Source organism: Brevundimonas sp., from assembly GCF_032017145.1.
GTDB lineage: Bacteria > Pseudomonadota > Alphaproteobacteria > Caulobacterales > Caulobacteraceae > Brevundimonas.
The window spans coordinates 13,387-32,886 of sequence record NZ_DALZQC010000014.1; the positions used below are offsets into that span (position 1 = coordinate 13,387).

Annotated in this window: 23 protein-coding genes; 6 read left to right on the forward strand and 17 right to left on the reverse strand. The window is 66.8% G+C overall.

Translation table 11 applies throughout. The annotated features are described in order from the left end of the window. Positions 1-16: 16 nt before the first annotated feature. Genes RTU05_RS04155 through RTU05_RS04170 form a run of 4 tightly spaced genes read right to left on the reverse strand, consistent with a single transcriptional unit; the run spans position 17 to position 2,234 of the window. Positions 17-922, reverse strand: a complete 906-nt coding sequence (locus RTU05_RS04155; protein WP_312595984.1) for a farnesyl diphosphate synthase — start codon at positions 920-922, stop codon at positions 17-19. Between the two features lie 5 nt (positions 923-927). Further along, positions 928-1,278: a tRNA-binding protein gene (locus tag RTU05_RS04160; protein ID WP_312595988.1), complete on the reverse strand. Its 351-nt coding sequence runs from the start codon at positions 1,276-1,278 to the stop codon at positions 928-930. Continuing rightward, a complete protein-coding gene (locus RTU05_RS04165; protein WP_312595990.1) occupies positions 1,275-1,526 on the reverse strand; it encodes an exodeoxyribonuclease VII small subunit in 252 nt (83 codons plus the stop codon). Before RTU05_RS04165 ends, RTU05_RS04160 begins: the two co-directional genes overlap by 4 nt. 48 nt (positions 1,527-1,574) lie before the next feature. Next, a complete protein-coding gene (locus RTU05_RS04170; RefSeq protein ID WP_312595992.1) occupies positions 1,575-2,234 on the reverse strand; it encodes a histidine phosphatase family protein in 660 nt (219 codons plus the stop codon). A 243-nt stretch (positions 2,235-2,477) separates the two neighbouring features. Here RTU05_RS04170 and RTU05_RS04175 point away from each other — a divergent pair, with 243 nt between their 5' ends. From RTU05_RS04175 to RTU05_RS04200, 6 genes are all read left to right on the forward strand, one after another. Beyond that, entirely contained in the window at positions 2,478-3,512 is a 1,035-nt protein-coding gene (locus RTU05_RS04175) for a zinc-binding alcohol dehydrogenase family protein (protein ID WP_312595994.1), read from the forward strand. A 23-nt stretch (positions 3,513-3,535) separates the two neighbouring features. Next, positions 3,536-4,063, forward strand: coding sequence for a GNAT family N-acetyltransferase (locus tag RTU05_RS04180; RefSeq protein ID WP_312595996.1), 528 nt, complete (start codon positions 3,536-3,538; stop codon positions 4,061-4,063). A 14-nt stretch (positions 4,064-4,077) separates the two neighbouring features. Continuing rightward, positions 4,078-4,368 (forward strand): nucleotidyltransferase domain-containing protein, encoded by a 291-nt coding sequence (locus tag RTU05_RS04185; protein ID WP_312595998.1) that lies wholly within the window; start codon positions 4,078-4,080, stop codon positions 4,366-4,368. A gap of 31 nt (positions 4,369-4,399) precedes the next feature. Further along, complete coding sequence (locus tag RTU05_RS04190; RefSeq protein ID WP_312596000.1) at positions 4,400-4,615, forward strand: HepT-like ribonuclease domain-containing protein; 216 nt, start codon at positions 4,400-4,402, stop codon at positions 4,613-4,615. Positions 4,616-4,676: 61 nt separating this feature from the next. Continuing rightward, on the forward strand, positions 4,677-5,855 hold the full coding sequence (locus tag RTU05_RS04195) for a VWA domain-containing protein (protein ID WP_312596002.1): 1,179 nt from the start codon (positions 4,677-4,679) through the stop codon (positions 5,853-5,855). A gap of 50 nt (positions 5,856-5,905) precedes the next feature. Next, on the forward strand, positions 5,906-6,412 hold the full coding sequence (locus RTU05_RS04200; RefSeq protein ID WP_312596004.1) for a hypothetical protein: 507 nt from the start codon (positions 5,906-5,908) through the stop codon (positions 6,410-6,412). A 67-nt stretch (positions 6,413-6,479) separates the two neighbouring features. Here the strand turns inward: RTU05_RS04200 and RTU05_RS04205 are convergent, their stop codons facing one another. The 13 genes from RTU05_RS04205 to RTU05_RS04265 form a co-directional block, all read right to left on the reverse strand. After that, positions 6,480-6,659 (reverse strand): CsbD family protein, encoded by a 180-nt coding sequence (locus RTU05_RS04205; protein WP_312596006.1) that lies wholly within the window; start codon positions 6,657-6,659, stop codon positions 6,480-6,482. Positions 6,660-6,743: 84 nt separating this feature from the next. Continuing rightward, a complete protein-coding gene (locus RTU05_RS04210; RefSeq protein WP_312596008.1) occupies positions 6,744-7,187 on the reverse strand; it encodes an NUDIX domain-containing protein in 444 nt (147 codons plus the stop codon). A gap of 14 nt (positions 7,188-7,201) precedes the next feature. Further along, positions 7,202-8,242, reverse strand: coding sequence for a histidine kinase dimerization/phosphoacceptor domain -containing protein (locus RTU05_RS04215; RefSeq protein WP_312596009.1), 1,041 nt, complete (start codon positions 8,240-8,242; stop codon positions 7,202-7,204). Continuing rightward, positions 8,239-8,640: a response regulator gene (locus tag RTU05_RS04220; RefSeq protein WP_282438890.1), complete on the reverse strand. Its 402-nt coding sequence runs from the start codon at positions 8,638-8,640 to the stop codon at positions 8,239-8,241. Before RTU05_RS04220 ends, RTU05_RS04215 begins: the two co-directional genes overlap by 4 nt. 20 nt (positions 8,641-8,660) lie before the next feature. Continuing rightward, complete coding sequence (locus RTU05_RS04225) at positions 8,661-10,106, reverse strand: CHASE3 domain-containing protein (RefSeq protein WP_312596011.1); 1,446 nt, start codon at positions 10,104-10,106, stop codon at positions 8,661-8,663. Between the two features lie 149 nt (positions 10,107-10,255). Continuing rightward, positions 10,256-12,355: a flagellar biosynthesis protein FlhA gene (flhA, locus tag RTU05_RS04230; RefSeq protein ID WP_312596054.1), complete on the reverse strand. Its 2,100-nt coding sequence runs from the start codon at positions 12,353-12,355 to the stop codon at positions 10,256-10,258. Between the two features lie 10 nt (positions 12,356-12,365). Continuing rightward, positions 12,366-13,214, reverse strand: coding sequence for a class A beta-lactamase (gene bla, locus RTU05_RS04235; protein ID WP_312596013.1), 849 nt, complete (start codon positions 13,212-13,214; stop codon positions 12,366-12,368). 51 nt (positions 13,215-13,265) lie between these two features. Next, positions 13,266-14,678 carry a sigma-54 dependent transcriptional regulator gene (locus tag RTU05_RS04240; RefSeq protein WP_312596015.1) on the reverse strand — a complete coding sequence of 471 codons (1,413 nt, stop codon included), beginning with the start codon at positions 14,676-14,678 and terminating at the stop codon, positions 13,266-13,268. A gap of 40 nt (positions 14,679-14,718) precedes the next feature. Then, on the reverse strand, positions 14,719-15,051 hold the full coding sequence (gene fliN / locus RTU05_RS04245) for a flagellar motor switch protein FliN (protein WP_248118748.1): 333 nt from the start codon (positions 15,049-15,051) through the stop codon (positions 14,719-14,721). Beyond that, positions 15,051-15,713 (reverse strand): flagellar assembly protein FlbE, encoded by a 663-nt coding sequence (locus tag RTU05_RS04250; RefSeq protein ID WP_312596018.1) that lies wholly within the window; start codon positions 15,711-15,713, stop codon positions 15,051-15,053. The genes fliN and RTU05_RS04250 overlap by 1 nt, the downstream gene beginning before the upstream one ends. A 1-nt stretch (position 15,714) precedes the next feature. Next, entirely contained in the window at positions 15,715-16,749 is a 1,035-nt protein-coding gene (gene fliG, locus RTU05_RS04255; RefSeq protein ID WP_248118746.1) for a flagellar motor switch protein FliG, read from the reverse strand. Beyond that, a complete protein-coding gene (fliF, locus tag RTU05_RS04260; RefSeq protein WP_312596020.1) occupies positions 16,749-18,383 on the reverse strand; it encodes a flagellar basal-body MS-ring/collar protein FliF in 1,635 nt (544 codons plus the stop codon). The genes fliG and fliF overlap by 1 nt, the downstream gene beginning before the upstream one ends. A gap of 77 nt (positions 18,384-18,460) precedes the next feature. Beyond that, positions 18,461-19,498, reverse strand: a complete 1,038-nt coding sequence (locus RTU05_RS04265) for an alpha/beta fold hydrolase (RefSeq protein WP_312596021.1) — start codon at positions 19,496-19,498, stop codon at positions 18,461-18,463. Positions 19,499-19,500 lie beyond the last annotated feature (2 nt).

Here is a 19,500-nt window from a genome sequence, read left to right on the forward strand (position 1 = left end):
CGGGTCAGCTTTTCTATCAGGCCCGGCGCTTTAACACAAAGTCCACGCTGGCCTTGAGGATTTCGGCCTCGTGGCCGAAAGGCTCCAGATGGGCGCGCGCCTGATCGGCCAGATGCGCGACCCGTTGTCGCGCCGCCTCGACGCCCAGCAGGGTGACGAAGTTGGTCTTGCCCAGGGCCGCGTCCTTGCCGCCGGCCGCCTTGCCCATCTCCTCGGGCGAACCTTCGACATCCAGCAGGTCGTCGACGATCTGATACGCCAGCCCCACATCGTGCGAGAAGCTGATCAGGGCGTGCTGATGCTGGGCCGAGGCGCCGGCGATGATCAGCGGAATCTCGAACGCATAGGCGAACAGGGCGCCGGTCTTCAGCCGCTGCATCCGCGCCACCCCGCCCAGATCGTCGCGCACGCCCAGAAGGTCGATCATCTGTCCGCCCGCCATGCCGCGCGCGCCCGAGGCCAGAGACAGCCGCGCCGCCAGTTCGCACCGCACGGCCGCATCCTCATGCGTGTCCTCATGCAGCAGGATATCGAACGCCGCCGTCTGCAACGCATCCCCCGCCAGCACCGCCGTCGCCTCGTCATAGGCGATATGGACCGTCGGGCGGCCGCGCCGCATGTCGTCGTCGTCCATGCAGGGCAGGTCGTCGTGGACCAGGCTGTAGGCGTGGACGCATTCCAGGGCGCAGGCGGCCCGCAGCACTGACCGTTCGTCAATATCGAACAGCCGCGCCGCCTCCAGCGCGAAGAAGGGCCGCAGCCGCTTGCCCGGCCCCAGGGCGGCGTAGCGCATCGCCTCGGTCAGGCGCGATTCCGGCCCTTCCGCGCGTGGCAGCAGTTCGTCCAGCGCGACCGTGACTAGATCGGCGACCTCCGCCACACGATCAATAACGGCCTGCTCGGGCGAATTCGCAGCGATCACATGGGTCAAAACAGACGTCCGCCTAGAGGAAGTTCACGATCCACCCCGACCAGCACGACCTCGCCCTGCGCATCGGGAAAGCCCAGGGTCAGGACTTCGGACTTCACAGGCCCGATCTGGCGCGGCGGGAAGTTGACGACGGCCGCGACCATCCGGCCGGCCAGCTGTTCCAGGGTGTAGTGGTGTGTGATCTGGGCCGAGGATGTCTTGACGCCGATCTCGAGCCCGAAGTCGATCTTCAGTTTAAACGCCGGTTTGCGCGCCTCCGGGAAGGACTCGGCCTTCACGATCCGGCCCACGCGGATGTCGACTTTCAGAAAGTCGTCGAAACCGATGGTGTCGGCGACGCCGCTCATTCGAACGAGGCCGGCTCGGCGCCCCGCGCCTGACCGTCGGGACCGACCACGATCTTCTCGACGCGAAGCTGGGCCGCCTTCAGACGCGCCTCGCAGTGCGCCTTCAGCCGCGCGCCCTCTTCGTAAAGGGCGATCGATTCCTCCAGCGGGGCCTGGCCGGATTCCAGGCGGGACACGATGGTCTCCAGCCGCTGCAGGGCGTCTTCGAAACTGAGGTCGGCGGGGATGGCGGGGGCGGCGTCGGTCATGGCGCGGACCCTAGAGGGGGTCGCCCCACGCTTCAACGGCAGAAGCGGCTATCGCTTCTCGTAGCGACGCTGGGACCAGTATTTGAAGCCCTGGTTCTGGACCAGCTTCCAGCCGTCGCTTTTCAGCGCACGCCCGACCATATGGTTGAAATAGCCATGGGCGAAGACCAGCACGTCCTGGCCGCCTTCGGCGCGGGCGATCAGCTTTTGCGCCGCCTGATCGGCGCGCGCCTCGGCCTGGGCGCGGGTCTCCTGGCCGTCGTGGTGATCGAAGGCGTGCCACCAGAACCGCGACACCACGCCCCACCATTTGGGCGACAGCTTGATCCATTCCGGCACCGGCGGCGGCGGTAGCGGCGCCTCGATGAACATGACGTCCGACAGCACCTCACGCCCTGCCGAGACGGCGGCGGCGGTCTCCTGGGCGCGCTGGCGGGTGGAGGCGTAGATGGCGCCGGCGCCCTGGGCCGCTGCGACCAGTTCGGCGGGCGGCGTCTGGCCGGCTAGCAGGCCGCCGATCTCATACTTCGCCCACCACTCGCCATACTGGCGCGCCGTGATCAGGCATTTGCGCGACAGGGCCGGCTCGCCGTGGCGGGTCAGAATGATTGCGCCGGGACGGGTCGCGACCAGGGCGCCCACGGCGGGCGAGGCGGTCGGAGCCACGGGCGGTTCGGTCGAATCGAGGGACAGGGCGGGGACAGACATGACGAGCGGACGGGCCTTTGGCATCAAGGCTTTGAACGTCCTCAGTCCTCCCCAAGCACGGTGACGTGTGCGACCGCAGAACGGCCTGATGCTTCAAGGTCGTAGCTCCCCTCGCGCGCGGACACAACCTTGCCTGAACACCTGGGTCGCGGGACCTCCGGAACGGCGACATCGACAGGTCGGTCCTGCGCGCCTTGATTTCTCGGACGCGCCTTGCGCCCGGCCTTCTGCAAACCGATCTGGATGACGACGAACCATGCCCAGGAGCGCATCATGAAGGCCATCGGCACGACCGGCCCCCGCCCCGCGACCGACCTCGCCGCCCTGGTCGCCTTCGACGCTCCCGAACCGACCTTGCGCCCCCGCGACCTGCTGGTTCAGGTCAAGGCCGTCAGCCTGAACCCGGTGGACACCAAGGTCCGAAACAGCCGCCAGCCGGAGGCCGGCCAGACCAGCATCCTGGGCTATGACGCAGCAGGCGTGGTGATCGGCGTGGGCGACGATGCCAGCCTGTTCAAAGTCGGAGATACCGTCTTCTACGCCGGTCAGATCGATCGCCCCGGCTCCAACGCCGAACGCCAGGGGGTGGACGAACGGATCGTGGGGCCCAAGCCCACGTCCCTGACCTTTCCCGAAGCGGCCGCCCTGCCACTGACCGTCATCACGGCCTGGGAGTTGCTGTTCGACCGGATGAAGGCCGGGGCCGACGAGGACGAGACCCTGCTGATCGTCGGCGGCGCAGGCGGCGTGGGCTCGGCCCTGATCCAGATCGCACGGGCGACGACCCGGCTGCGCGTCGTGGCCACCGCCTCGCGCCCCGACACCCGCCAATGGTGCGTGGACCTGGGCGCCCATGCCGTGATCGACCACTCCGGCCCGATAGACCAGGCCCTGACCGCCGCCGGCGAGCAGGCGCCCCGCTACATCGCCGCCCTGACCCACACCCAGTCCCATTTCGAGGCCCTGACCCGCGCGGTCGCGGCGCAAGGGGTGATCGGCGCCATCGACGACTTCAAGGGCCTCCCGGTCGAATTGCTGAAGCCCAAGGCCGCCGGCTTCGTCTGGGAGTTCATGTTCACCCGGCCGGTCCAGCAGACGCCGGACATGATCCGGCAGCATGAAATCCTAGCCGAGGTTTCGCGCCTGGTCGACGCGGGCGCAATCCGCACCACCTTGACCGAGAACCTCGGGCCCTTGTCGGTGGAAACCCTGCTGGACGGTCATCGTCGGCTGGAAAGCGGCGCGACCATCGGCAAGATCGCGCTGGACGGTTTCTGACCCTTGCCCTCTAAGGGCTGACCATGACCGCGCCCGTGATCCGCCCCGCCCGCCCCGAAGACGCCGCCGCGCTGGGCGCCCTGGGTCGCCGGACCTTCGTGGACACCTTCGTCACCGGGTTCGGCATCCCCTATCCGACGGCCGATCTGAACGCCTTTCTCGACGCCAGTTTCGACCTGGAGCCGACGCTGAAGAAGCTGGCCGAACCCGGCTGCGTCTGGTGGGTGGCCGAGCGCGACGGCGAACTTCTGGCCTTCGCCAACGCCGGCCCCAACGGCCTGCCCCATCCCGAGGCCAGAAGCGGCGATCTGGAGCTGCGCCGCCTCTATGTCGCCAAATCGGCGCAAGGGCTGGGCCTCGGCACGGCGCTGCTGACCCTGGCGCTGGACTGGATGCAGACGAACACCGCCCGCCCGCTGTGGATCGGCGTCTGGAGCGGCAACGCCAAGGCCCAGCGCCTCTACGCCGCCCGCGGCTTCGAAAAGGTCGGCGAATACGATTATCCTGTCGGCGCCTGGCGCGACCGCGAGTTCATCTTGCGGCGGGGATAGACTATGTTGCCGACATGACCCGCGCCGAACTGCTGAAAAAACTGCGCGACCTGAAACCCTGGCTCGAAGAGCAGGGCATCGTCAACGTGCGGCTGTTCGGCAGCTACGCCCGCGACGAGGCAGGACCGGACAGCGACGTCGATCTGCTGGTGGATGAAGCCGGTCCTGTCGCCGCGTGGGGCGAATTGGCGATGGAGGACGCGTTGAGCCGCCGGCTTGGCGTCAAGGTCGAACTGATCCTGGATCGTTCTTTGACCAACCCCTACATTCGCCATACGGCCGAAAGGGACGCCCTTGTGGTCTGATCCCCGAGACGCCGCCCATCTGCATGAGATGATGGCGCGCATCGCCGAGATCGAAAGCCTGGTCGCCGATCAGGACCGTGGCGCCTTTCTCTCGGACATCGCCCGTCCTCACGCCCTTGCCCTGCATTTTCTCGTGCTGGGCGAAACGGCCAACAGATTGTCGGAGCCATTCCGGGCGACGCTTCCGCAGATTGAATGGCGCAAGATCGTCAATCTGCGGCATTTGCGCTTTGGCATCTGGCGCTGACAGAGATTCCGCAGTTGAAGTTCGCTTTGCCTTCGCTGCCGCCACCCACCGAAATCTTCTGATGCTCCTGCCCTTCTTCTCCGCCCTGCGTGACGCCAAGGTTCCGGTGTCGATGAAGGAATGGCTTCATCTGATGGAAGCCATGGATCGGGACTTGGCCGGGCGCGAGGTGGAGAGCTTCTATCATCTTTCGCGCGCCGTTCTGGTCAAGGACGAGAAACACTACGACCGCTTCGATCTGGTGTTCGGCACGGTGTTCAAAGGCGTCGAGACGGTCGGCGCAGGCGAGGACCTGACCACCGACATCCCGGAAGACTGGCTGCGGCTGCTGAACGAAAAATACCTGACCGACGAGGAGAAGGCCCAGATCGAGGCCATGGGCGGTTTCGACAAACTGATGGAGACGCTGAAACAGCGGCTGGAGGAGCAGAAGGAACGCCATTCCGGCGGCTCGAAATGGATCGGAACGGGCGGGACCAGCCCCTTCGGACATGGCGGCTACAATCCCGAAGGGGTGCGGATCGGCGGTCCGGGCAAGCACGGCCGGGCGGTCAAGGTCTGGGAAAAGCGCGAATTCAAGAACCTGGACGATACCGTCGAACTGGGCACCCGAAACATCAAGGTGGCCCTGCGCCGTCTGCGCCGTTTCGCGCGGCAAGGGGCGGCGGACGAACTGGACATCGACGGCACCATCGACGGCACGGCGCGTCAGGGCTGGCTGGACATCCAGATGCGGCCCGAGCGGCGCAACACGATTAAGGTGCTGCTGTTCCTGGACGTCGGCGGCTCGATGGACGGCCATATCAAGATGGTCGAGGAGCTGTTCTCGGCGGCCAAGACCGAGTTCAAGAACCTGGAGTTCTTCTACTTCCACAACTGCCTTTACGAAGGGGTCTGGAAGGACAACCGCCGCCGCCATACCGAACGGATCCCGACCTGGGACGTCCTGAACAAATATCCGGGCGACTGGCGCGCGATCTTCGTCGGGGATGCGACGATGAGCCCCTATGAGATCACCATGCCCGGCGGCTCGGTCGAGCACTGGAACGAGGAGGCCGGCGCCGTCTGGATGAAGCGCGCCTGCCAGCAGTGGGAAAAATCGGTCTGGCTGAACCCTGTGACCGAGCGTTACTGGGGCTACACCGCTTCCGTCGGCCTGCTGAACGAGATCATGGACCAGCGGATGTATCCGCTGACGCTGGACGGACTGGACAAGGCGATGCGCGCCCTGACAAGGTAACGCTGGCGCACACGGCGAACGGCCCAGGCGCTGCACGAGGGGTTCGACCGATGATCGCCGCCGCCTTCACCTTACTGCTTCTGCAACAGACCGCGCCGACGGTGGTGTGGTATGCGCCCCCCACCGCGCCCGCGACCGCACCTGCGTCCCCTGAGCCCGCCGCATCGCATTCCGTGCCGGCCTGGGGCCTGGCCGATCCCTTCGGATTCGAGCGAGCGCGGTGCAGCCCCCTGGTCCGCGGCGAAACGCCGATGCAGACCTGTCAGGCCGAGGTGCGCGCCCAGTTGGCCTTGGCCATGGGACCGAACCTGCCCGAGGCGCTACGGCCCAGCGGCATGGCCGGCGATTGCCAGATGATGCAGGCCTCCGCCGGCGGCTCCGCCTATGCCGTCCAGTGCGGACCCCAGTCGCGGACGACCAATGCGCCCTCCGGCCTTCAGGAAATGGACTGTCGCCCACGCCCGACGCAGGGCGGTTTCACCTCTGAGTGCCGACCCGTGGATGGAGCGGACAAGAAGGGCCTCTCACTTACGCTTTGGGGCGACAAGACCAACTGATCAAAGGGAAACGCCGCCCGCTTTCGCGGACGGCGTTTCGCGCATTCAGTGAAGAGTAGGTTTCGGATCAGTCCTTGTCGCGCAGGCTGTCCTTGACGCCGCCGACGGCGTTCTGGACCTTGCCTTCGACCTGATCGGCCTTGCCTTCGGCTTGCATCTTGGTGTCGCCGGTCACCTTGCCAGCGGCTTCCTTAACCTTGCCACCGATGTTCTTGGCGGCGCCTTCGATACGGTCATGATCGGCCATGGTCTGTCTCCTGATCCTGCGCCGCCGGTATGGCGTGACGCGTTGATCGGAAAACGGAATCTCAACGGCCTTGTTCCGTAAGGCTCAGCTTGCGCGCCGCAGCCAGACGGCCACCGCCCAGGCGTGCGAATCGTGGCGCAGCCGCGACAGGGCGAAGGTCGGGTCCAGCCAGACCAGAGTGTGGTCATCCTCGCATTTGGCGGCCGGATCTTCCGCCACGACGCGCGCCGTCCAGAAGCCGCCGACATTGTTCAGCGGCTCGTCGGTCGACCGTATGAAATACTGGCTGGCCTCGGCGATGCGGTTCAGGGGCGTGATCGTCAGTCCCGTCTCCTCGACGAACTCGCGCCGCAGGGCCTCGACCTCTGTCTCCTCCACGTCCACCCCGCCGCCCGGCAGGTCGAAGTAGGGTCCGGTCGCTCGCTCCACGCGCACGCAGGCGATCAGGCCATCACGCTCCACCACGCCGAAGGCGACGGCGCGATGGCGATAGTCGGTTGCGGGTTTTCGAACGCCGAACTGCAGCATGATTACGCCAACCCCTAAAGGTCGAAGGCCAGCCTGGCGCGCACGCCCTTGTGGGCGCCGTCGAACTCGACCGCGGAACGCAGGCCCGACGCCATGGCCGAGATGATCTTGGCCCCCAGACCCGTGCCCTTGGGCGCGCCATCGCCCATCCCCGGCCCATCGTCCTCGACGGTCAGGACGACGCGGCTATCGCCTTCGCGGTCCATGCGGATGCGGATTTCGCCACCCTGCCCCGGCGCATAGGCGTATTTGACCGCATTGGTCACCAGTTCGGTCACGATCACGCCGATGGACACGGCCTGGTCGGTCGTGACGGACAGGGGCGCGGCCTCCAGCTTCAGGTGCGGCGAGCCGTCGTCCGGCCCGATGGACTTTGACAGTTCGTCCATCAGCCCTTCCAGATACTCGTGCATGGCCACCTGGCTCATGTCGCCGGAGGTGTAGAGGCGGCGGTGAACATGGGCCACCGCCTCGATCCGGGCCTGGGATTCCCGCAGCGCGTCCTTGGCGCCCTGGTCCGACACATGACGCATCTGCAGCGACATGAAGCTGGACACCAGCTGCAGCGAATTGCCGACGCGGTGGTTCACCTCGCGCAGCATCGCCTCCGCCCGATCGCGGGCCAGCCGGATTTCTTCCTGCGCCAGATCGTTCTCGCGTTGCAGGCGCCGCCGCAAAAGGGAGTCCTCCAGCGCCACGCGCAGCAGGGAGGTGAAGTCCTCCGACACGTCCTTGATGACATAGTCGGCGGCGCCGGCGCGAAGGGCGGCCACCGCGATCCGCCCATCCTGGGCGCCGGTGACATAGACGACCGGCGGCGGCGCCGTCAGCGCCAGGATGTCCGGCAACACGTCCAGCCCGTCCCGCGACGGCATATAGTGGTCCAGCGCGCAGACATCGTACTCATGCTGCTGCAACAGTTCCAGCCCGGCGTCGCCGTCGGGCGCGCAGGTGACGGCATAGCCGTGACGCGCCAACTCCTTTTCGACCAATCGGGACAGGCCCCGGTCGTCGTCGATGTAGAGCAGACGAATGGGCTGGTCGGCCGCGATCACTCGATCTCCGGGGCCTGGATCACCGACAGGAACAGGCCCAGTTGGCGGATCGCGCCGGCGAAGGATTCATAATCGACGGGCTTGGTAATGTAGACATTGCAGCCCAGGTCGTAGCACCGCTGAATCTCGACCTTGTCGTCGGTGGTGGTCAAAACCACCACAGGCGCGCGCCGCAACCTCTCATTGCCTTTCACCTTTTCCAGTATGTCGGTTCCCGACATGTCCGGCAGGTTGAGGTCCAGCAGGATCAGAAGCGGCCCGTTCTCCAGGATTTCGTCGCTGAACAGATATTCCAGCGCCGCGCCACCTTCATCGAAATGCTTGATTTCGTTGTTGATGTTCGCGCGACGGATGTTCTTTTCGATCAGCTTGGCGTGACCGTGGTCGTCTTCGACCATGATGATTTTGACGGGATGCGTCACAACGCGACTCCAGGTTCGGCTACAATCAGTCGTTTGGGGAATTTCAGCAGGAAAGTCGAGCCTTTACCCAGCTCGGATTCCACGTCGATGGTCCCGCCCAACCGGCGAACGCTGTTGCGGACGAACGCCAGGCCCAACCCCTCGCCCGACCGGTCCTGTTTGCCGGAGCGGCGGAACAGTTCGAAAATCCGCTCGTGGTCGCGCGGCGCTATGCCCCGACCATTGTCGGCGATGCGATAGACGACCCAGCCGCCGGGCGTATCCTCTCCCGAGACGACGATCTCGCCGGGCCGGGCATGGTCCAGATATTTGACCGCATTGTCGATCAGATTGCCGACGATCTGCTCCATCGAAATCCGGTCGCTCTCGATCGCCGGCAAGGGCTGGACCTCGATGCGGGCGCCGGAAGCCTCGGTCTGGTGGTGGACGCTCTTGGCGATGTTCTCGGCCATGGCCGTCATGTCCAATGTCTCAGGCAGCAGATTGCGGCGGCCCTCGCGCGACAGCTTCAGGATGGCGTTGATCAGCCGGTCCATCTTTTCCGTCGAGGCGCGGATGAAGCCGATGGCCTCGGGCATGTCCTCGCGCACGGCCATGACCACATCGGCGTCGACCGCGCGGGTCTTCTCGGCATGGGCGATGGCCTTATCGACCACCTTGCCGGCCTGCTCCAGCTCCGAAGTGTAACCCATGACATTGACCAGGGGCGCGCGAAGATCGTGGCTGACGATATAGGCGAACCGCTGGATTTCCTCGTTGGCGCGCATCAGGTCGCCGGTCCGCTCCTTGACCTTGTCCTCCAGACTGGCGTTGGCGGCGTCCAGGGTGGCGCGGGCGGTCTGTATCTCTCCGACGTAGCGGCGGACCATCCAGGCCGACAGAAGCGCCAGCACCACCACCAGAAGCCCCGTGATCGCATTCATCACCACGGTCAGGGTGCCGTATCGCTCCGACTTCAGGGTGCGGTCGGCGATGCGTCGGGACTTGATGGCGTCGAAGTCGTCCACAGCCGCCCGCAGTTCATCCATATAGCGTTTGCCTTCGCCGGAACGGACCGACTGGATCGACTGACCGATGCGGCCCTGCTGCGCCAGCGTCAGCGTATGTTCCATTTCAGCCCATTTCTGATCGGCCAGCCGATGAATGCGGTCGATCGGCGCCTTCAGGGTGGGATCTCGCGCAGCGCCCTCGTCCAGAAAGGCGACAGCGGGGGCGATCTCGGCCTGCGCTTTGCGATAGGGCTCCAGGAAGTCGCTGCGGCCGGTCAGCAGGAAGCCGCGCTGCGCCGTCTCCGCATTCAGCATGGCGATCAGGGTGGTGCGCGAGGCCCGGCGCATCTGCTGGGCATGCTCAATCGTGTCGTTCACCGCCGCCGTGCGCTGGATCATCACGAAGGTGGTCACATTGACCACGATCAGCAGGGCGAACGCCAGGACAAGCATCGCCGAGATCGAGCGCGCCAGAGACGGCGTGCGCGCGAAGTCTCTGAATCGTAAAAGGCTGCGTCGCGAAGTGGGGATCATAGCGCAGCTTTAGACCCGCAGGCGCTCGCGTCAAACGCCAATCTGGAGGCGCCGCCGAAGACGTCGGATCACACCTGCCCCAACGTACGCAACCGCGCCTTGGGGTGGATCTCGTTCTGGCTCATGACCACCGTCTGGCCCCGGAAGCGCTCGATGATGGAGCGGACATAGGGGCGGGTCATCGGGCCGGTCAGCAGGACCGGGTTCTCGCCCGTCATGGCGATGCGCTCGAAGGTGTCGCGCACCGCCCGGATGAAGTCCTGCAGGCGCGACGGCGCCATGGCCAGCTGCTTGTCCTCGCCATTGCCGATCAGACTTTCGGCAAAGGCGGCCTCCCATTCGGGCGACAAGGTGACGATGGGCAGAGCGCCGTCGCCGTCCTTGTTCTGCCAGCATAGTTGGCGGCCCAGGCGCGCGCGGACGTGTTCGACCAGGGTGGTGACGGACGAACTGTGCGGCGCGGCCTCGGCCAGACCTTCCAGAATGGCGGGCAGGTCGCGGATCGACACCTTCTCGCGCAGCAGGGCCTGAAGCACCCGCTGCAGCGTGGTGACGGTGACGACGCTGGGGACCAGTTCCTCGACCAGCTTCTTCTCTTCGGCGCCCAGGTCCTTCAGCAGCTTCTGCACCTCGGCGTAGGACAGCAGGTCCGCCATATTCTCCTTGAGGATTTCGGTCAGGTGGGTGGTCAGCACGGTCGACGGATCGACCAGCGTATAGCCTCGGAACGTCGCCTCTTCGCGCAGCCCTTCCTCGATCCAGGTGGCGGGCAGGCCGAAGGCGGGTTCGCGCATATGTTCGCCCGGCAGCTCCACCTGACGCCCCGACGGGTCCATCGCCATCAGATGGCCCAGCCGCACCTCGCCCGCCCCGCTTTCCATCTCCTTGATGCGGATGGCGTAGCCCTGGGTCGGCAGGCGCATATTGTCCAGGATGCGGACCTGCGGGATGACGAAGCCGTATTCCTGGGCCAGCGACCGGCGCAGGGCGCGGATCTGATCGGTCAGCCGCCGGCCTTCCAGATCGTTGATCAGGCTAAGCAGCGAATAGCCCAGCTCGATCTTGACCTCGTCGATGGTCAGGATGTTGGCGATGGGCTCCTCGACATCTTCCTTGGGCTTGGCGGCGGCCTCGGCGGCGGCGCGTTCGGCCTCGGTCGGCTGGGGCCTCAACCGATTACGACCCAGCCGCCATGCCATGAAGCCCGAACCGATGGCCAGGGCGGCGAAGGGGATCAGCGGCATTCCGGGGATCAGGCCGATCAGGCCGGCCGCCCCCGACACCACGCCCAGCGACACCGGATTGGTGGCCAGTTGCGTGACCAAGGCCTTGTCGGCCGTGCCCTCGACGCCCGCCTTGGACACCAGGAAGCCGGCGGCGATGGAGATGATGATGGCCGGCACCTGCGTCACCAGGCCGTCGCCGATGGTCAGCTGGACATAGGTGTTGGCCGCGTCCGGCAGGGCCATCTTGTGCTGCAGCGTGCCGATCAGGATGCCGCCGATCACATTGATGAATGTGATGATCAGACCGGCGACCGCATCGCCGCGCACGAACTTTGAGGCGCCGTCCATGGCGCCGAAGAAGGTCGATTCCTGCTCCAGTTCCTTGCGGCGGGTCTTGGCCTGGTCCTCGGTGATCAGGCCCGACGACAGATCGGCGTCGATGGCCATCTGCTTGCCCGGCATGGAGTCCAGGGTGAAGCGGGCGGACACTTCGGCGATCCGCGTCGATCCCTTGGTGATGACCACGAAGTTCACCACCAGGATGATGGCGAAGATGATCACCCCGATGATGAAGTTGCCGCCCATCATCAGCTGACCGAAGGCGTTGATGACCTGGCCGGCCGCGTCGTGGCCCTCCTGGCCGTGGGTCAGGATCAGTCGCGTCGAGGCCAGGTTCAGCCCCAGGCGGAACAGGGTCGAAACCAGCAGCACCGTCGGGAAGATGGCGAAGTCCAGCGGCCGTTTCATCATCACGGCCGTCATCAGGATCAGCACGGACGAGACCAGCGAGATCGCCAGCAACAGGTCCAGCAGCATCTTCGGGACCGGCAGGATCAGCAGCATGATCACGCCGATCACGCCGACCGCCATCAGCACCTCGCCGCGGTTGACCCAGCCCAGGACGTCACGCCCGGTGGGGCGCGCCATGCCGTCCTTCATCATCACGGGCGTATCAGTCACGGCCCAACGCCCTGAAGACGCGACGGGTCGCCTCTGCGATCACGGCATCGCGCTGATCGTCGCTCGCCTGCGTCGCGCCGGTGAAATAGGTCGCCAGGATCACCGGCGCGCCAGACAGGGGGAAGGCCACGCCGACGTCGTTGGCGGTTCCATTCGCGCCCGTGCCGGTCTTGTGCGCGACGGTCCAGCCCTGCGGCGCGCCGGCCTTGATGCGGTTCGGGCCGGTCGGCGAGGCCGTCATCCAGCCCTGGATCATCTGGTCGTGCGGCGGCGTCAGCCGGTTGCCGAAGGCCAGCTCGCGAATATTGGCGATGCTCTGGTCCGGCAGGCAGGTGTCGCGCGGATCATTGGGCAGGGCGGTGTTCAGGTCCGGCTCCAGGCGCGAGATCAGGGTGGTGGTGTCGCCGAACGTCGGCCACCACGAACGCCATACGGCGATTCCGCCCATTTCACGGATCAGGATATTGGCGGCCGGATTGTCGCTGACCTCCACGGCGGCCTGCATCAGTTCACGAATGGTCAGGGTGCGGCCGATGGCCTTTTCGGTCACCGGCGCATGGGGGATCATGTCGGCGCGAACGACCGGCACGGCGCGATCCAATCGCTCTTCGTCGCGCTGCACCCGCTCCAGAACGGCGGCGGCCAGGAACGCCTTGAAGGTCGAGCAGAAGGGGAACCGCTCCTGCCCGCGCCAGGACACGCGGCGCTGGCTGCCGACGTCGAGCGCCGCCACGCCCAGCCGACCGCCGTGACGCGCTTCCAGATCGGCCAGCAGGAACTCGGGCCGGTCGTCCTCGGCTTTCGGCTCCTCGCGCTTCGGATAGCAGCCGACGAGCGTCATCGCGCCCGCGCCGCCGATCAACGTCCTGCGATCAAAGCCCCGGCCCATCCGTCAGGCCGCATAGCCCGAGGCGGACACCCCGCTCTGGGGCGCCGGGATGGCCGCGCCCTCGTCGGCGTATTCGTTCAGCTTGTTGCGCAGAGTGCGGATGGAGATGCCCAGGATGTTGGCCGCATGGGTGCGGTTGCCCAGACAGTGGGTCAGGGTGTCCAGGATCAGGGTCTTCTCCATCGCCGCCACCGTCTGTCCGACGAAGCTGCGGGTCACGGCGTCGGCGGCCTGGGCGGCGCGTGCGGCGACCCCGCCAAGCGGCGCCTCATAGGCCTGTCCCGCCATCATGGCGGCGCCCATCCCGCCCAAGGGCTGACCGTCCGGCAGGCGGATGGCGTCCACGTCGATCTCGGGCCCGACCGCCAGCAGCACCGCCCGGTGCATGGCGTTTTCCAGCTCGCGAACGTTGCCGGGCCAGCGATGGGCGACGATGGCCTGGCGCGCGGCGGCCGACATGGGGCGCACCGGCACGCCGTTGGCGTCGGCGTATTTCTTGATGAAGTGATCGGCCAGCACGCCGATGTCGCCGGGCCGTTCGCGCAGGGACGGCAGTCGCAGGTTCACGACGTTCAGCCGATACAGCAGGTCTTCGCGGAACACGCCCTCCGCCACGGCCTTGGACAGGTCGCGGTTCGAGGTGGCGATGATGCGGATGTTGACCGGCACGGGTTTGGAGCCGCCCACGCGGTCGATGACCCGCTCCTGGATCGCGCGCAGAAGCTTGGCCTGCAGCCGGGCGTCCATCTCCGAGATTTCGTCCAGCAGCAGGGTGCCGCCGTCGGCCTCCTCGAACTTGCCGATCCGGCGCGCGACGGCGCCGGTGAAGGCGCCCTTCTCATGGCCGAACAGTTCGGATTCCAGCAGATTGTCGGGAATGGCGGCGCAGTTGACGCTGATGAACGGGCGTTCCTTGCGGCGCGAGTTTTCGTGCAGGTAACGGGCCATCACCTCCTTGCCGACGCCGCTTTCGCCGGTGACCAGGATCGAGGCTTCCGACCGGGCGACCTGATCGGCCAGTTGCAGCACCGCCTTCATCGACGGATCGGCCGAGATCATCGGCTTTTCGTCGTCCGCCACCGCCGACAGGACGGCGGCGATCAGTTCGGCGTCGGGCGGAAGCGGGATGAACTCCTTGGCCCCGGCCTTGATGGCGGCGGCGGCCTCACGCGCATCGGCATCGACGCCGAAGGCCACCACCGGAATGGTGATCCGCTCGGCCTCGTTGGCGGCGATCAGGGCGGCGATGTCGAGCTGATAGTCGACCATCAGCAGATCCGCGCCCTGCCCGCGCCGAAGCTGCTCGGTCGCCTGATCGGCGCGTTCGACGTGATTGACCTTGGCGCCGTGCGCCATGGCCATCTTGACCGCCGAAGCCAGCTGGCCGCTCAGTCTGCCTACCACCAGAAGACGCATCGTTCTTCTCCTCTAATTCCTGTTTCGAGCGCGTCGCCGATCAGGCGCCGCTGTCCTCGCTCTTGATGATTTCCGTCATGGTCACGCCCAGCCGGTCGTCGACGACGACGACCTCGCCGCGCGCGATCAGGCGGTTGTTGACGAAGATGTCGATGGCCTCGCCGACCTTGCGGTCCAGCTCCAGCACCGACCCCTTGTTCAGCTTCAGCAACTGGGCCACCGACATGTGCGACTTGCCCAACACGGCCGAAATATTGACCGGCACGTCGAAGACGGTGGCCAGATCGGCGGCGGTCTTCTCGCCCGCGTCCTCCACCGGCGGCAGATCGGACAGGGCGGAGAATTCCTCAAGGGCCAGGTCGTCGGACGCCATCAGAACATGCTCCTATCGACGGAAAGGGTTTCGGCGTGTCCGGCCTCGGCCGCCAGGGCGGCGGCCAGGGCCTCGGCGACGCGTTGGGCGGACATCTGCGGATCATGGTCGGCGCGACCGTCCGCCCATTCCAGCTGGAAGGCGGCGGCGTGCAGGCCCGGCTCGTCGCGGAAGGCGACCGCCCCGGTGAAGCCGCTGTCGGCGCAGGCCTGTTCGATCAGTCCGCGCGCCGTCTCGTCCAGGCCCGAGGCGCGGACCACCAGACGGGGCGAGGCGTCGATCTCCTGCGCCAGCATCTCCAGCGCAGCCTTCAACGGCGCCTGGGGAAACCGATCCAGCGCGGCGCCGGCGATGGCGCGGGCGGCGGCAAGAGCCAGGTCGGCCGACTGTTCGCGATGCGCCTGGGCCGCGGCCCGCAGGGTCGGCATGGCCGAGGCGGCCGCCTGGGCGATGTTGGTCAGGGCCAGGGCGCGGATGTTCTCGATCTCGTTCAACGCCTGCTGGCGGGCCTCCAGCCGCGCCTGCGCCACCAGGGCGTCCACCTCGGCGGGCAGATAGGCGCGCTTGGTCGGCGTCCAGGCGCTGGGACGCACGACGGAGCCGTCCGCGTCGAACTCGGTGTCGAAGACGAAGGGGCGGCGATCTTGGGCGGAGGCGGTCATGTCAGTAGATCAACTCGTCGTCGGCGCCCTGACCGGCCAGCATGATGTCGCCCTTGGCGGCCAGATCCTTGGCGACCTGGACCATGGCCATCTGGGCGGTGTCCACGTCCTTCAAACGCACGGGCCCCATGGATTCCATGTCCTCGCGCATGATCTTGGAGGCGCGCTCGGACATGTTGGAGAAGAACATCTCGCGCAGCCCTTCCGAAGCGCCTTTCAGCGCCAGACCCAGCGAATCCTTGTCCACGCTGCGCAACAGGGTCTGCACCCCGCCGGGGTCCAGCTTGGACAGGTCCTCGAACACGAACATCAGGGCGCGGATGCGTTCGGCGGATTCGCGGTTGCGCTCCTCCAGCGCGCCGATGAAGCGGGCCTCGGTCTGGCGGTCGAAGCTGTTGAAGATGTCGGCCATCATCTCATGGCTGTCGCGCTTGGAGGTGCGCGCCAGGTTGGACATGAACTCGGTGCGCAGGGTGGCCTCGATCTTGTCTAGGATTTCGCGCTGCACCGGCTCCATGCGAAGCATCCGCTGCACGCATTCCAGGGCGAAATCTTCGGGTAGGCTGGTCAGGACGCGGGCGGCGTGATCGGTGCGGACCTTTGACAGGATGACCGCCACGGTCTGGGGGTATTCGTTCTTCAGATAGTTGGCGAGCACCGCCTCGTTCACATTGCCCAGCTTGTCCCACATGGTGCGACCCGCCGGACCGCGGATCTCCTCCATCAGCCCGTCGACGCGCTCCTTGGGCAGGAAGGCGCTGAGCAGTCGCTGGGTCTGTTCATAGCTGCCCATCACCGAGCCGGAGCCGGACAGGCCCGACACGAACTCGATCAACAGCGCCTCGACCGCCTCGGCCGTGACATTGCCCAGGGTCGCCATGGCCTGGGAGATTTCCTTGACCTCGTCGTCGTCCAGCCGCTCCCACAGGGCGGTGTGCTCCTCGCCCAGGGCCAGCAGGATGACGGCCGCCTTTTCAGGGCCCGACAGCTTGTTGGCGTCTTCGATGGACGCCTTCTTGTTGACCAGCTTCGCCATCAGCCTTCGGCCACCCAGGACCGCAGGATGCCGGCCGCATCGTCAGGATGCGACTGAACGAAGTCGGCGACCTTCTTGACCGAGGACGCCTTCACCTGGCCCTCGATGCGGGCGATGTCGATCTTCTGCTCCATCTCGCTGGGCGAAGGCAGCTGGACCAGCTGCGGCTGACCGTCCGGGCCGATCACCGTCGTCGTCACCGCCGTCACCGGCAAACCGGCCGGGGACGCCGCCGCCGGCAGGTTCGTTCCGCCCGCCGCCGTCTTCAGCAGCGGCCGCAGGACGAAGAAGATCAGCAGCACGCCGGTGATCAGCAGGACCAGCAGCTCGACGCCCCGCATGATGTCGTCCTTGGAGAAGTCGAACATCGAGGAGGCGCCTTCTAGGCCGCCGGGGATGCCGGTGTCGTGGTTGAAGCGGACGTTGATCACCTCGATCTTGTCGCCCCGGCTCTCGTCGATGCCGGCGGCGGCGGCGACCAGGGACTTGATCTGGTTGATCTCCTCGGCCGAGCGGGGGGCGTAGGTCGCCTCGCCCTTGCCGTCCTTGGCGGGCGTCCACTTGCCGTCCACGGCGACGGCGACGGCCAGTTTCCTGACCTCGCCCGGCTCCTTGGTCGTGGTCGTGGTGGTGTTGGAGATTTCGTAGTTGGTGGTCTCGGCGTTCTGGGCGTTGGTCGAACCGGCCGGGGTCGCAGCAGGCGCCGCGCCGCCGGGGATGTTGTTGGTCGCCGTCACCCCGCCGTCCGGCTGGCCCGTCGTGTCGCTGGACTGGGAGCCGTTAGTGGTGGTCGAACGCACCACCTGACCGTCGGGATCGAACTTCTGCTCCTGGGTGGTGGAGCGGCTGTGGTCGATGTCGGCCGTGACCTGAACGCGGGCGGCGCCGACGCCGACGACGCCTTCCACGATGTCCTTGATGCGGGACTGAAGCTGGGCCTCGGTATTGCCCTTGGCCTCCTCGGCCGAGGCGGAGGTGAAGCCGTCCTCGCCGCCCGCCGCCAAGGTGCGGTTGTTCTGATCGGCGACGGTCACGCGGTCGGGCTTCAGGTTCGGCACGGAAGAGGCCACCAGATTGCGGATCGCCCGCACCTGATCGCCGCTCAGATCACGCCCCCCCACGCCCACCAGGACGGCGGCGGTCGGCTCTCCGGCGGCGGAGGTGAACATTTCGCGGCGCGGCAAGGTGATGTGGACGCGGGCGGCGGTGATGCCGCGCATCGACATGATGGTGCGCGACAGCTCGCCCTGCAGGGCGCGCTGTTCGTTCAACTGCTGCTGGAACTCGGTCTGGCCCAGGACCGACTGGTTGTCGAACAGCTCGTAACCGACCGAGCCCGACGTCACCAATCCCTTGCCGGCGACCAGCATCCGGGCCGTGCCGACCTCGTCGCGGTTGACCATGATGGTCGAGCCGTCGCCCTTGGACGAATATTTGATGTTGGCCTGGTCCAGGGCGGCGGTGATCTCGCCGGCCTCGCGCAGGTCCAGGTTGGAATACAGCAGCGCGTCGGGCGCCTGGCCCATACGCAGCATGACGGCGACCAGCACGGCGGCCACGCCGGCGGCGACGCCGAGGACCGCCGCCAGACGGCCGATCCCGAACTTCTGCAACGCCGCCGTAAAGCCGCCCACGCGATCCCGCCCCAAACTCGCGGGAGATGCCTACGCCCCGCTAGGCAGAAAATGCCGCCTGGATGGTAAACGTCGCGTTAAGAGTGGCGGCCGAGGCGGCCGGGCTGGGCCTCCAACTGGGGCAGAACCTCAGGTGCGCCGGATGGAAGCGGCGCCCTGGGGTCGCGCAGCCAGGCGGCCACGTCACGGTAGACGATCTCCGCATCCAGATCGCGGTCCAGCAGATGCCAGCTGTGCGGATACCAGGCGGTCTGCAGCGTCCCGCCCTCCGCCTGGGCGCGCCGCAGGGCCGCGCGCATCTGATCGCGCTTCACCACCTCGTCGTTGGCGCCGTACATCAATAGGGCGTCGCCGCGAATGCGGCCCAGGTTCTGCGCCGAAGTCTCCATCAGATCGACCAGGCCGTAGATGGTGTCGAACCGCGTCGCCAGTATGCTGCGGGGATCGCGCCCGTTCCGCACCAGCTCCAGCGTGTTGGACGAGGCGTGAATGCCCCGGGTGATGAAGGACGGCGGCTCCAGCGCCACATCGCCCAGCGCCCGCGCCGCCAGGGTGATCGCCGCGCTGTTGAACGGCCCCTGCGACGACCAGCCCCAGACGCCGGGCGACAGCAGAACCACCCGGTCCGCATCCGGCGGATTGTCGGAGGCGAAGGCGGCCGCCGCGACCGAGCCGCCCATGCTTTCGCCCACCACGGCGATGACGGCGTCGGGATAGCGGGCGCGCGCCATGGCCACGGCCTCGCGCACGTCGTCGGTCATACGCTGCTGACCGGCCCAGACGCCGCGTCCCGGCGCGCCGCCGAAGCCGCGCTGGTCGAAGGCCCAGGTCTCGATCCCCTGCTCGGCCCACCACGGCCCGGCCAGGCGGAAGCTGGCCCCATGATCGTTCATGCCGTGCAGCGCCACGATCACCGCCCAGGGGTTCCGATCCTTGGGTCCCCATTGCAGAAGCGGCAGGCTGGCGCCGTCGGACATGACCAGGGCCTTGTCCTCGACGTGCGGCCCGACGAACCCCGGCGGCGGCGTCAGCGGCGGCTGGATGTGGGGCGTGGCGCAAGCCGACAACGCCAGGGCGGCCGCCAGCGGGATCAGCCCGGAAACCCTCGACGCCATTC